Source organism: Agromyces sp. 3263 (assembly GCF_031456545.1).
Classification (GTDB): domain Bacteria; phylum Actinomycetota; class Actinomycetes; order Actinomycetales; family Microbacteriaceae; genus Agromyces.
On the sequence record NZ_JAVDUV010000001.1, the window covers coordinates 1,871,452 to 1,884,153 of the forward strand.

The 12,702-nt window shown below is 71.5% G+C and carries 14 protein-coding genes; 7 read left to right on the forward strand and 7 right to left on the reverse strand.

Features of this window, described 5'->3' with window-relative positions:
• Positions 1-10: 10 nt before the first annotated feature.
• The gene (locus tag J2X63_RS08545) at positions 11-397 is read right to left on the reverse strand and encodes a phage holin family protein (RefSeq protein ID WP_309976102.1); all 387 of its coding nucleotides are present in this window, start codon (positions 395-397) and stop codon (positions 11-13) included.
• 136 nt (positions 398-533) lie between these two features.
• Here J2X63_RS08545 and J2X63_RS08550 point away from each other — a divergent pair, with 136 nt between their 5' ends.
• Both J2X63_RS08550 and J2X63_RS08555 read left to right on the forward strand, forming a co-directional pair.
• Complete coding sequence (locus J2X63_RS08550) at positions 534-1,856, forward strand: MFS transporter (protein ID WP_309976105.1); 1,323 nt, start codon at positions 534-536, stop codon at positions 1,854-1,856.
• 141 nt (positions 1,857-1,997) lie between these two features.
• Entirely contained in the window at positions 1,998-2,705 is a 708-nt protein-coding gene (locus tag J2X63_RS08555) for a hypothetical protein (protein WP_309976107.1), read from the forward strand.
• Between the two features lie 42 nt (positions 2,706-2,747).
• Here J2X63_RS08555 and J2X63_RS08560 read toward each other — a convergent pair whose 3' ends face one another.
• Positions 2,748-3,413, reverse strand: coding sequence for an SDR family NAD(P)-dependent oxidoreductase (locus J2X63_RS08560; RefSeq protein ID WP_309976109.1), 666 nt, complete (start codon positions 3,411-3,413; stop codon positions 2,748-2,750).
• A gap of 2 nt (positions 3,414-3,415) precedes the next feature.
• On the reverse strand, positions 3,416-4,870 hold the full coding sequence (locus J2X63_RS08565) for a DUF6421 family protein (RefSeq protein WP_309976111.1): 1,455 nt from the start codon (positions 4,868-4,870) through the stop codon (positions 3,416-3,418).
• A 355-nt stretch (positions 4,871-5,225) separates the two neighbouring features.
• Here J2X63_RS08565 and J2X63_RS08570 point away from each other — a divergent pair, with 355 nt between their 5' ends.
• From J2X63_RS08570 to J2X63_RS08585, 4 genes are all read left to right on the forward strand, one after another.
• Complete coding sequence (locus tag J2X63_RS08570; RefSeq protein WP_309976113.1) at positions 5,226-5,621, forward strand: hypothetical protein; 396 nt, start codon at positions 5,226-5,228, stop codon at positions 5,619-5,621.
• A gap of 104 nt (positions 5,622-5,725) precedes the next feature.
• Entirely contained in the window at positions 5,726-6,496 is a 771-nt protein-coding gene (locus tag J2X63_RS08575; protein WP_309976114.1) for a DNA alkylation repair protein, read from the forward strand.
• A gap of 122 nt (positions 6,497-6,618) precedes the next feature.
• Entirely contained in the window at positions 6,619-6,927 is a 309-nt protein-coding gene (locus J2X63_RS08580; protein WP_309976116.1) for a DUF4190 domain-containing protein, read from the forward strand.
• Positions 6,928-7,057: 130 nt separating this feature from the next.
• Positions 7,058-7,321: a DUF4190 domain-containing protein gene (locus tag J2X63_RS08585; RefSeq protein WP_309976118.1), complete on the forward strand. Its 264-nt coding sequence runs from the start codon at positions 7,058-7,060 to the stop codon at positions 7,319-7,321.
• Between the two features lie 73 nt (positions 7,322-7,394).
• Here the strand turns inward: J2X63_RS08585 and J2X63_RS08590 are convergent, their stop codons facing one another.
• Positions 7,395-8,912 carry a DHA2 family efflux MFS transporter permease subunit gene (locus J2X63_RS08590; protein ID WP_309976120.1) on the reverse strand — a complete coding sequence of 506 codons (1,518 nt, stop codon included), beginning with the start codon at positions 8,910-8,912 and terminating at the stop codon, positions 7,395-7,397.
• 68 nt (positions 8,913-8,980) lie between these two features.
• On the opposite strand from J2X63_RS08590, the gene J2X63_RS08595 reads away from it, so the two are divergent.
• On the forward strand, positions 8,981-9,592 hold the full coding sequence (locus J2X63_RS08595; protein WP_309976122.1) for a TetR/AcrR family transcriptional regulator: 612 nt from the start codon (positions 8,981-8,983) through the stop codon (positions 9,590-9,592).
• A 137-nt stretch (positions 9,593-9,729) separates the two neighbouring features.
• On the opposite strand, the gene J2X63_RS08600 is transcribed toward J2X63_RS08595, so the two are convergent.
• From J2X63_RS08600 to J2X63_RS08610, 3 genes are read right to left on the reverse strand one after another with little or no spacing between them, the layout of a single operon-like run.
• Positions 9,730-10,680 (reverse strand): ABC transporter permease, encoded by a 951-nt coding sequence (locus J2X63_RS08600; RefSeq protein WP_309976123.1) that lies wholly within the window; start codon positions 10,678-10,680, stop codon positions 9,730-9,732.
• 37 nt (positions 10,681-10,717) lie between these two features.
• Positions 10,718-11,758 (reverse strand): aliphatic sulfonate ABC transporter substrate-binding protein, encoded by a 1,041-nt coding sequence (locus J2X63_RS08605; protein WP_309976125.1) that lies wholly within the window; start codon positions 11,756-11,758, stop codon positions 10,718-10,720.
• 53 nt (positions 11,759-11,811) lie between these two features.
• The gene (locus J2X63_RS08610; RefSeq protein ID WP_309976127.1) at positions 11,812-12,693 is read right to left on the reverse strand and encodes an ABC transporter ATP-binding protein; all 882 of its coding nucleotides are present in this window, start codon (positions 12,691-12,693) and stop codon (positions 11,812-11,814) included.
• Positions 12,694-12,702 lie beyond the last annotated feature (9 nt).

Genomic DNA, 12,702 nt, shown 5'->3' on the forward strand with positions numbered 1-12,702 from the left:
GGTGCCTCGTTCAGCGCTGGCGCGCTGCGGCCCGGTCGTGGAGCAGGAACTTGGCCGCCAGCCAGCCGAGCACGGCGGTCGTGAGCCAGACGACCACGGCCGCGAGGATCCACGCGCCGACCCCGTCGAAGCTGAGGCCGTCGGTGATGATTGTGGCGATCCAGAGCGCGATGAACGTCGACAGCAGGCCGGCGATGCCCGCGACCGTCGGCGCCGACCGGTGGAAGATCTTCGCGACCAGCCACTCGATGAGCCATTGGACGAGCGCGAACACGATGATCGCCACGAGGAATCCGGCCAGGTGCACGTGGAATCCGGGGATGAGCAGCGCAGCGAGGAAGAGCCCGAGGGCCGCGGTGCCGAGGAAGACCGCAGCACGAATGAGGAAGCGCACCATGTGCGGAGGCTATCGGCGGCATCCGGCCCGGGTCAATGCGCCGCGCCACGGCGGCTCGGCGCGCGCACGCCGCGCCTCTTGGCACGCGCCCGGCACCGGAGCAAGATGATCGGGTGAGGCTTCAACGGAGCGACTCGTGACCACGGCGACCCGGCCGGCCCGCACCCCGACGCCCCGAAGCGTGCAGGCGGTCTACTACACGCTCACGCTCGGGAACACCCTTGCGGCCTCGTTCATCTGGGGCATCAACACCCTGTTCCTGCTCGACGCGGGGCTCACCAACCTGGAGGCGTTCGCCGCGAACGCGTTCTTCAGCGCCGGCATGTTCCTCTTCGAGATCCCGACGGGCGTCGTGGCCGACACGCTCGGGCGTCGCGCGTCCTACCTGCTCGGCACCGTGACCCTCGCCGTCACCACGGTGCTCTACTGGCTGCTGTGGGTGTGGGAGTCGCCGTTCTGGGCGTGGGCACTGGTGTCCGTCCTCCTGGGCCTCGGGTTCACGTTCTTCTCGGGCGCCGTCGACGCCTGGCTCGTCGACGCCCTCCGCGCCACGGAGTACCGGGGCAGCCTCGAGACGGTGTTCGGTCGCGCCATGATCGTCGGAGGGGCGGCGATGCTCGCCGGATCGGTGCTCGGCGGTGTGATCGCGCAGCTCACGAACCTCGGCGTGCCGTTCCTCATCCGCGGCGCGGTGCTCGCCGTCATGTTCGTGGTGGCGGCGCTCACCATGCGCGACCTCGGCTTCACGCCCGAGCGCGGTGAGGGGCCGATCAAGGCGACCGGCACGGTGCTTCGTGCCTCGGTGAAGTACGGGCTGGGCAACCCGCCGGTGCGCTGGCTCATGCTCGCGACCCCGTTCACGGCGGGCGTCGGCATCTACGTGTTCTACGCCCTGCAGCCGTACCTGCTCGAACTCTGGGGCGACGAGGGCGCCTACTCCATCGCGGGCCTCGCGGCGGCGATCCTCTCGGGCGCGGGCATCGTCGGCGGCGTGCTCGCGCCGTTCGTGCGGCGGTTGTTCCGCAAGCGCACCTCGGCCATCCTCCTCGCCACGATCTCGAGCGCGATCGTGCTCGTGGCGCTCGCGTTCACGCACGACTTCTGGGTCGCCATCGTGCTGCTCGCGGTGTGGGGCATCGCGTCGTCCGTCGACGATCCGGTGCACCGGGCGTACCTCAACGACATGATCCCGTCGAAGCAGCGGGCCACCGTGCTCTCGTTCGACTCGCTGCTCGGCAGCGCCGGCGGCGCGGTGTTCCAGCCGATCCTCGGTCGCTCGGCCGACCTCTCCGGCTACGCGGGGTCGATGCTCTGGAGCGGTCTCATCACGGCGGTGGCCGCGCCGTTCGTGCTCCTCAGCCGGGCGCAGCATCCGACCGCCGACACCGTCGTCGAGGTGACGTCGGCGCCGCCCGCGGGCGACGAGCCGGCGACGGATGCCGCGACGCCGACCCCCTGACCCGCGGGCGAGCGGGTGGCGCGCGAGCACGCGCAGGGGCGGTCCCCCATTGTGCCCCTTTCGGGGGGCAACAATCACGGCTAGCATGTCCGGACGCACGTGCCGCGAAACGGCGCGCCGGTCGACGACGGGGGAGGCGACATGCGCACCAGGATCCTGCTGCTCGGCGGCGGCGTGGCCGTCGCCCTCGTCGCGGCGATCTTCGTCGGCGCGGCCGCAGCCACCACGGGAGCACCCGTCTTCTACGACGCGCGGTACCCGGCCCCGGCGACCAGCGGCGCAGAGCGATACGAGATCGCCGAGGGCGACGACGCGCCGTCCGGCGGGCCGGCCGGCTCCGTCGACGAAGCGGACGCCGGCGAGTCCCCGGTGACGAGCCCCGACGCCACCCCCCAGCCGCCGAGCCCACCGCCGACGCCCCCCGTCGGCGGTGGGCTCGGCACCCCCGCCCCGACTCCGGCGCCGACGCCCGGGCCGCGGTCGACGCCCTCACCCGACCTGCGCCCGCCGCTCACCGGGCAGCCCGAGGCGCCCGGCGGCCCGGCACCCGCGCCGACCCCGGGTGCCGCCCGGCCGACCGACGCCGAGAAGCAGACGTGGCTGGCCTTCCAGCAGATCGTCCGCGACTGCATGGCCGACGCCGGGCAGGAGTACCTCGAGTGGGAGTGGTGGAACCCCGCGCCCGACGCCTCCAACCGCTTCCCGGCGATGCCCGCAGACCTCACCCCCGAGGAGTACGCCGCGTGGGAGCTCGCCCTCGACGGCGAAGCGGGCACGGGTGACGACTACCGATGGGAGGACGCCGGCTGCTGGGGCTACGCGGTGCACGCCACCGGCGGCACGAACTGAGGGCACGCACGACGGCTGAGGCGGCAGGCGCGGCGCCGGCGCTCAGGCTCGCGCGACGAGCTCCGTCACCGAGCCGTTGAGCGTCGCGGCATCCGCTTCCGCGTCCCAGAGGGCGACCACGGCGTCGGCGAGCACGTCCTCGAGCCCCGCGAGCGAGCGCACGCGAAACGTCACGGCCGCGGCTGCGGCATCCGGCGACTTCGCGAACCCCTGGGCGAGGGCCTGCATCCACGACTCGCTCGCCGCCTTGACCGCCGTGTAGTTGGCGCTGCCCGCCGAGGGCGCGGCGACCGTCGTCGACGAGACGATGGCGATGCGCCCGGCCGGCGAGTCCACGAGATCGGTCCAGAACGCGCGGCTCACGTACCGGAGCGCGGTGAACGACCGCTCGAGGACGCGGTAGTCCTCCTCGGACTGCCCGAGGATGCCACCGCCACCGCGCCAGCCGCCGACGAGGTGCACGACGCCGTCGAGGTCGCCGACCCGCGCGTGCACGCGCATCGCGAGCTCGAGCACGTCGTCGCCGTCGGTGAGGTCGGCGAGTTCTCCCACCACCCCCGGAACCTCGGCGACGAGTGCGTCGAGGCGGCCCTGGTCGCTGCCCACGACCACCACGCCGGCGCCCGCGTCGACGAGCGCGCGGGCGACCGCCTGGCCGGACGCGCTCGTCGCACCCGCGATGAGCACCGTCCGGCCGGCGACCGACATGGTCAGCGCTCCGACGTCGCGGTGATGCCCACCGTCGACTCGATGACCGGCTTCATCTTCTTGTCGAGCGCCTCGTAGAACATGGACAGCGGGAACTCGTCGTCCATCACGAGGTCGGTGTAGCCCTTCGGCGCACCCGCGAGCACCTCGCGCGGCAGGCCCTGCGCCCACACCGAGGCGGGGTTGGGCGTCACGACGCTCGTCACCAGCTCGTAGGCCGCGAGCCAGTGCGCGGTCTTCGGGCGGTCGATCGACTTCCAGTAGAGCTCATCGATCGCGTCGCCGAGCTCCACCACGGCGTCGGGCACGGCGTCCCAGTCGAAGCTGAGCGAGACATCCGTCCACTCGAGCACGTGCTTCTGGTGGAGCCACGCGAACAGCAGCTGGCCGCCGAGCCCGTCGTAGTTGCGCACCCGCGAGCCCGTGATCGCGAACCGGAAGATCCGGTCGAAGATCACCGCGTACTGCACGAGCTTGGCCTGCTCGAGCAGCTGCGACTCGACCGCGGTCAGGTACTCGTCGGCATCCGCTCGCTTGCGCAGCTGTCGCTCGATCTTCACCGACTCGCGGAACGCGGTGAGGTCGCACCGCAGTTCCTCGAGCGAGTAGAGGAAGAACGGCATGCGCTGCTTGATCATGAACGGATCGAACGGCAAGTCGCCACGCATGTGCGTGCGGTCGTGGATGATGTCCCACATCACGAACGTGCGCTCGGTGAGCTCCTGGTCGTCGAGCAGCGCCGCCGCGTCGGCGGGCAGCTCGAGCTTCGTGATCTCGGATGCCGCACGCACGACCCTGCGGTAGCGCGCCGCCTCGCGGTCCTGGAAGATCGCACCCCACGTGAAGGGCGGGATCTCGCGCATGGCGACCGTCTCGGGGAACAGCACCGCCGAGTTCGTGTCGTACCCGGGCGTGAAGTCGACGAGCCGCAGGCTCACGAACAGCTTGTTCGAGTAGTCGCCGGCCTCGAGGGCGGCGATGAACTCGGGCCAGATCGTCTCGACGACGAGCGCCTCGACGTGCCGGTCGGGTGAGCCGTTCTGGGTCACCATGGGGAACACCACGAGGTGGCGGATGCCGTCGATGCGGTGCTTCTGCGGCTGGAACTCCACCAGCGAGTCGAGGAAGTCGGGCACGCCGAAGCCCTCGGCCTGCCACCGGCGGAAGTCGGCGACGGATGCCGCGAGGTAGGCGGCCTCGTGCGGGAACCGCGGCGCGAGCGCCTCGATCGACTCGATGATCGCGTCGACGAGGGCGGATGCCTCGGACCGGTCGGCCTCCTCGGGCACCGAGCCGTCCTTCACCTGGAGGGACTGCAGCCGCGTGGCCGACTCCTTGAGTCGCAGCCAGGCCGGGTCGGTCTCGACGCCGAGTGCGAGCGCGATGACGGCGGCGGAGACCTCGTCCTCGAGGACCTCGGGTTCGCCGATGATGGCGTCGATCGTGATGTTCGACATGTGAACCTCCGTTCCCGGGCGTGGTCGCGAGTGCGATGCGATGGCGGCCGATCGGCCGCCCACTCAAGGCTAGACGCAGCCTTCTCGCGATGTGTTGCAGCCCCGCGCCGCTTTCGTGCGTGGACGCAAGATTTCGCGGAGGTCTTCGCCGCGTCGCGCAGGAGCGTGCCATTGCGCTTCTCTCAGGGCCCACGTCGTCCATTCGGAGCCGGTTGGCCCGCCATGCACTGAGCAATGCTCAGGAATATTCGGAGGCGGGCGGGGGTGCACGCCCGGATTCGGCCGGTGCCGGGGGTTCGTAGTTTCAGATCACCCCCGAACGGGTGGTAACCCGAAACCCGAAAGGAATGAAGCCATGCGCACACGCACGGCGGCCCCGGTGCTCATCGTCGCCGCATCACTGATGGTTCTCACGAGCGGCTCCGCAGGCCTGGCCGCAGCGGGCGGCCAGGTCCGCGACGACCTCCGCCCCGCCCAGGCGGCCGCGATCGCACTCGCCCGAGGCCACGTGGTCGAGCGCGGCGACCTCGCCGTCTCCCCGGTCGTCGCCGACCGGATCGAGCGGGCGATCGAGCGGGGCATGCAGTCCGACGCCGCACGGGCGTTCTCCGCCGACGCACGGCGGGAGCTGCACTCGCAGCCCGAGGCCGGCGTCACGCCCGGCTTCTCGGACGACGCACGCCGGGAACTGCATTCGCAGCCCGTCACCGTCGACGACGACCTCTCGCCGCTGCACGACGGCACCGAATGAGCGCGCGATCCCTGCGCCCCCGGCGGGTGCGAGGCCGAACACGGCCCCGCACCCGCCTCGTCGTCCCCTCGCGGGCCGGCGACGCCCGCGTCTAGAGTGCCCTCGTGCACGACGACGCTCCCCGGCTCACCGACTCGGCGCTCACCGCCGCGGCCCTCGCCGCCGCCATCGACGCGGCCGGCGATCCCGACGACGCCGCCTTCCTGCAGCGCTTCTTCAAGACCGGTTCGGGTCAATACGGCGAGGGCGATATCTTCGTCGGCGTCCGAGTGCCGGCCACCCGGGCCGTCGTGAAGCGATACGAGCGGATGCCGCTCGCCGAGGCCGTCGCGCTCCTCGCGAGTCCGGTGCACGAGCATCGGCTCGCCGCACTGCTCGTCATGGTGCGGCAGGCGGAGGTCGCCCGCCGCCCCCGCACCGATGACGAGGTGGCGCGCCAGGCGCTCCATCACGCGTACCTCGACGCCGTCCGCGAGGGGCGGGTGAACAACTGGGACCTCGTCGACAGCACGGCCGAGGTGCTCGTGGGCGAGATGGTCAGGGACGGGATCGGCGACGCGTCCCTCCTCGACCGGCTCGCGGCATCCGCTTCGCTGTGGGAGCGCCGGGTCGCGGTGATCGCGACCTTCGCCGACATCAGGGCGGGCGATGCCGGACCGACCCTGCGACTCGCGGCGGGCATGCTCGACGACCGGGAGGACCTCATCCAGAAGGCGGTCGGCTGGATGCTGCGCGAGGTCGGCAAGCGCGTCGACCGCGACCTGCTCACCGGGTTCCTCGACGAACACGCCCCGCGGATGCCGCGCACGATGCTCTCGTACGCGACCGAGCACCTGACCCCTGCGGAACGAGCCGCGTACCGCGCGAGGCGATGACGGGGCGGGATGCGAGTGACGCCGCATGACGAGACGCCCGTTCTGGGTCGTTGACGCGGTCGGCTCGCTGCTGCCAGTATGCGGAAGGCCAATCGTCCACCAAGATCACGAGGAACGCTCACATGACTGACTCCGCACCCGCACCTGCACCCGCACCCGTTCCCCCTCAGCCGACGGCCGCTCCGGCCCAGGGTGAGAAGTGGAACATCCTGTCCATCATCGCCTTCATCATCGTCTTCTTCGGCTTCAGCCTGATCTCGATCATCCTGGGCTTCATCGGCCTCAACCAGATCAAGAAGACCGGCGAGCGGGGTCGTGGGCTCGCCATCTGGGCGATCGTCCTGGGCTTCGTGTCGATCGTGATCGGCATCATCTTCTGGATCGTCTTCGTCGCGGTGATCGCGGCGAACCCGAACGTCACGGTCAACTAGTCGTCGTACGAACGGGAGCCCCGGCCGCCGCATGGCGACCGGGGCTCGGTCGTGCGCGTGGGTCGTTGACACCCGTACGGCGTGCTGTCACGATGCAGTTCTGCGACGTCGACCCACCAGGGAGGGCCCCATGTCCGAATACGATCCCCGTTTTCAGCCCGCCCCGTCGTCTGACAAGTGGAACGTCCTCTCGATCGTCGCCTTCGTGATCTCCCTCCTGGGGTTCAACATCATCGCGGTCATCCTGGGCTTCATCGCCCTCAACCAGGTGGGCAAGTCGGGCGAGCGCGGCAAGGGCCTCGCCAACGCCGCGATCATCATCGGCCTGGTGTCGATCATCCTGGCCTTCATCTTCGGCATCTTCGCCTTCTCGGGAATGTTGGCGAGGGCCTAGCCCCACTCGGAACGGAGGCCCCGTCCTGCTCGACCGAGCGGGACGGGGCCTTCGTCGTGCGGATGCCGCGGGCTCAGCTCGCGGATGCCGCGGCGGCGACCGGCTCGCCCGCGACCGGCTCGACCGACGACGCGGTCGGTGCCGCTTCGGAGGCCACCACCCCGGGCGCGGCCTTCACGGCCCTGCCTGAGGGCAGCAGCAGTGCCACCACCGCCGTCGCGCCGAGCACCGCCGCCGCGACGAGCACCGCGGGCTGGGCGCCGACCGCGTAGTCGACCGGGTTGAGCTCGCCGCCCGCTCCGGTGAACACGGCGGTCGACACCGCGATGCCGAGTGCGACGCCGACCTCGCGGAGCATCGAGTTCGTTCCGCTCGCCTTGGCGTGGTCGTCGGGGGCCATCGTGGCGAGCACGGCGGTCGCCGACGGGGCGAACACCAGCGCCATCCCGATGCCGGCGATCATGAACGGCGGCACGTACGTGGCATACGTGACGTCGGCCTCCAGCAGGCCCGACAGCCAGAACAGCGCGCCGCCGAGGGCGAGCAGGCCGGTCACGATGAGCGTGCGCGTGCCGACGCGTGGGGCGATGAGCCCGGCGATCGGGGCCACGACCATGGGTGCGAGCGTCCAGGGCGAGGTCTGCAGCGCCGCCTCGAGCGGGGTCGCGCCCTGCACGACCTGCAGGAACTGGATCAGGATGAAGATCGAGCCGAAGGCCGCGAAGCTGAACCCGAAGCCGACGACGTTCGCCACGCTGAAGCTGCGATCGCGGAAGAGCCGCAGCGGCAGGAGCGGCGCCTTCGCCCGCCATTCCCAGAGCACGAATGCGACGAGCAGGATGCCGCCCGCGACGAGGCTGCCCATCACCTCGAGGCTGTCCCATCCGGCGGGATTGCCGCGCACGATACCGAAGACCAGGGCGAGCAGGCCGAGCCCCGAGAGCATCAGGCCCACGATGTCGGCGCGGAGCCGGGCGCCGAAGCTGTTCGGGAGCGCGAGCAGGGCCAGGGCGACGGACACGACGCCGACGGGCGCGTTGATCCAGAAGATCGCCTGCCAGGCCCAGCCCTCGAGGATGGCGCCGCCGATCAGGGGCCCGGTCGCGACGCCGAGGCCGGCGACGCCGCCCCAGATGCCGATGGCGAGCGGGCGCCGGGCCAGCGACACGGACCCGACGAGCAGCGTGAGCGAGAGCGGCATGATCGCCGCGGCGCCGAAGCCCTGCAGCGCGCGGGCCGCGATGAGCTGCCCGGGGTCGGCGGCCAGTGCCGCGAACGCCGAGCTCAGGGTGAACACGGCGATGCCGATGAGGAACAGCGTTCGGCGGCCGAACCGATCGCCCAAGGCCACGGCCATGAGGATCGTGCTCGCGAACGCGAGCGTGTAGGCGTTCATGAACCACTGCAGCTCTTCGACGGACGCCCCGAACTCGGCGTGCAGCACGGGCAGGGCGTTCGTCATGACCAGGTTGTCGAGCGTGGCCATGAACATGGGCAGTGCGGTGGCGATCAGCACGAGCCAGAGCGGGCTCGGCCGGCGGCCGGCGGCCCGGGCAGGCGATGCGGCGGCGACTTCGGTGACGGATGACACGGCGGCGCTCCTTGGTTGTTATCGAATGATTACTTGCACAGTAGTAATCGACTGATAACATGTCAAGCATGACGATCGAAGACGTCGCACCCGCTGCACGAATGAAGGCCGCTGACCGACGCGAGCTCATCCTCGCGGCTGCGACGGCGGTCTTCGGGGCCAAGACCTACGTCGGCACCACCACCGACGAGGTCGCCCGCGCGGCCGGCGTCAGCCAGCCCTATGTCGTGCGGCTCTTCGGCACGAAGGAGAAGCTCTTCATCGCCGTGATCGAGCGGGCGTACGCGCATCTCATCGACGTCTTCCGGGCGGCCATGCCGGGCGACCCCGAGGGGCGATTCGAACGTATGGGCACCGCCTACACCAGCCTCCTCGAAGAACGGGGCATGCTCCCCGTCATCGCCAACTCCACCGCGCTCGGCGGGGAGCCCGAGATCGGCCGGGTCGCGCGCGCGGGCTTCAGCGACATCTGGCGATTCCTCCGCGACGAGGCCGGCATGTCCGCCGAGGAGACGCGGCAGTTCATGGCCACCGGCATGCTCATCAACGCCATCGTGGGCCTGCGCCTCACGGGCGACTACGGCAACGAGGTCTCAGCGACCGAGGTGCTCGAAGCCTGCTTCCCCGACGCCGTCGGGAAGGTTCGCGCTCTGGTCCCCGGGGCCGGCGAGCCCTGGTGACCCGCGAGGCGTAGCGCGACGACCCGCTCCCGCGGAACGGCCGGCGCCGCGGCATCCGCCCGCCCCTGCGGCACCCTCCCGCCCTGCGGCATCCGCCCGCCCTGCGGCATCCGTCGAAACCTTGTGTGGCGAGACCGCTACGCCCAGCGGCGCACCGCCCAGCGCTCCACGAGCCCGAGGATCGAGTCGGTGAGCTTGCCGAGCAGGGCGAGCAGGATGATCGCGAGGATGATGCGGTCGATGCGCCCGGTGTTCCCCGAGTCGCTGAGCAGGAACCCCAGGCCCATCGACGACGCGATGAGCTCGGCCGCCACGAGGAACAGCCACGCCTGCGCGAGCGCGAGCCGGAGGCCGGCGAGCACCGACGGCACCACCGCGGGCAGCTGCACGGTGGTGAACAGCCGCACGCCGTGCAGGCCGAACGCGCGCCCCGCCTCGAGCAGCTGCCGGTCGACGTGCCTCAGCGCGGCGGCAACGATCGTGTACACGGGGAAGAACGCGCCGATCGCGATGAGGATGATCTTCGACTCCTCGCCGATCTTGAACCACAGGATCAGCAGCGGCACCCACGCGAGCGAGGGCACCGCGCGAATCGCGCCGAGCGTCGGGGCGAGCAGGATGTCGCCGAGCCGCGACAGGCCGACGATCGCGCCGAGTACCAGGCCGATGGCGGCGCCGAACGCGAAGCCGATGAGCACCCGCTGCGTCGAGATGGCCACGTAGAGACCGAGCAGCCCGCGCTGGGCGAGGTCGACCGCCGCGAGCCACACCATCTCGGGCGACGGCAGCTGCGACACCGGCACCGCACCGGTCGTCGAGACGAGCTGCCAGGTGAGCAGCAGCGCGATGGGGAGGATCGCCCCGCCGACGATGACGAACCATCGCCGGCGGGTGAGGGGCACGGATGCCGCGGCATGGCCGGTGCGGCCGCGACCGGGCGCCTCGCCGCCGCCGCGGCGGTCCCGCGCCGCGGGGGCCACCACCGACGACCCGTACCGCCCGACCACGACGGTCGTGCCGTCGGAGGTGCGGGCACTCGTGCCGGTGGGGTCGGCGATCGGCTCGGCCGCGGCATCCGTGTCGGTCATGGTCCCTCCCGGGTGGAGCAGGTCAGCTGGGGGCGGATCAGCTGAAGCGGCCGGCGTCGGCCTTCGTGACGAACTCGTCGTTGATGATGGTGTCGAGCGCGTCGTCGACCTGCTGCTGCGTGGGCACGTCGCCGAGCTCGACGAAGATCGGACCGATCTTCTCGAGCACCTTCACCTGCGCGTCACCGGGCACCGGGTCGACGTCGAGGTTCGACCGCTCGGTGATGACCTTGCTGGCGACGGCCGCGTCGAGGCCCGCGACACCGGCGAGGATCTCGGCGGTCTCGTCGGGGTTCTCGGCGGCCCAGGCGCGGGCCGTCTCGTAGGCGTCGACGACGGCCTGCGCCACCTCGGGCTTGTCGGCCAGGAACGACTCGGTGGCGTTGAGGAACCCGTAGCTGTTGAAGTCCACGTTGCGGTAGAAGAGGTTCGCGCCCTGCTCCTCGGCACCGGCCATGATCGGGTCGAGTCCGGCCCAGGCGTCGACCGAGCCGTTCTGCAGCGCAGCCCAGCCGTCGGCGTGCTGCAGGTTCTGCACGGTGATGTCGGATGCCTCGAGCCCCTCGGCCTCGAGCGACTGCAGGAGGAAGAAGTAGGGGTCGGTGCCCTTCGTGGCGGCGACCTGCTTGCCCTTGAGGTCCTCGACGGACGTGATCGGGGAGCCGTCGGGCGCGACGAGCGCCGACCACTCGGGCTGGGAGAAGATGTCGATCACCTGGATGGGCGAGCCGTTGGAGCGGGCGAGGAGCGCGGCCGAGCCGGCGGTCGAGCCCACGTCGATGGCGCCGGCGCGCAGGGCCTCGTTGGCCTTGTTCGAGCCCGCCGACTGCACCCAGTTGACCGTGAGGCCGGCGTCCTCGAGCCAGCCCTGGTCCTTGATGACGAGGCTCAAGGGGTTGTAGGTGGCGAAGTCGATGTTCAGCGTCTGGCCCTCGAGCGAGACGGCCTCGCCCGAGGCGGTCGACGTGGGCTCGGGCTCGGCGGCCTGGCCCTCGCCGGCGACGCAGCCCGAGAGGAGCAGGGCGGTGGCGGCGGCGCCCGCGACGAGCGCGGAACGGAGGAAGGGGATGCGGGACATGCGACTCCTTGACTGGTGCGGTGGATGCGACGGCGCGGTGCTGTGGTGTGCCGTCAGTAGGGGTAGTGCGGGATGGTCGTGGTGGTCTCGACGCCGCGGGCGGCGCCGTGCCGGTCGATGCCGAGGCCGTCGAGCAGGCGGCCGCGGAGCTCGGCGAGCTCGGCCGAGCCGCGGTCGCGCGGCCGGTGGCCCGGAACGACGATGGTCTGCCGGATGAGGGCGCCCGGCTCGTCGCCGTCGCGGCCGAGCAGGATGATCCGGTCGGCGAGCTGCAGCGCCTCGTCGACGTCGTGGGTGACGAGGAGCACGGTGGTGGGCTCGGCGGCGTGCACGTCGAGCAGCAGGTCCTGCATCTTCAGGCGCGTGAGCGCGTCGAGCGCGCCGAACGGCTCGTCGAGCAGGAGCACGGCCGGGTTGCGGGCGAGCGCCCGTGCGAGCGAGGTGCGCTGCGCCATGCCGCCCGAGACCTCGCGCGGGCGGTGGCCGGCGGAGTCCGCGAGTCCGACGAGCTCGAGCAGCCGGGTGACCTGGGAAGCGGCCGTCGCACGCGGCGTGCCACGGGGGAGGCCGAGGGCGACGTTCGCGGCGATGGTGCGCCACGGCAGGAGGCGCGGCTCCTGGAATCCGACCGCCGACCGCCGGTCGTAGGCGGCCACCGCGGTGCCATCGATCGTGGCCTCGCCCGCCGTCGGAGCGTCGAGGCCGCCGGCGATGCGCAGGAGCGTCGACTTGCCGCATCCGCTCGGACCGAGGATGGCGACGATCTCGCCCGCCGTGACCTCGAGGTCGACGTCCCGGAGCACGATGCGGGCGTCGGGGCCGCTCCCGAAGGTGCGACCCACGCCGCGGAACGCCACCGGGGCGGCGGCCGAGGCGTCGGCACGCGCGGCCGTGCGGGCCGTGGTGTCGCGGCCGGTCTCGGATGTCGCCGTCATGGCTGCTCC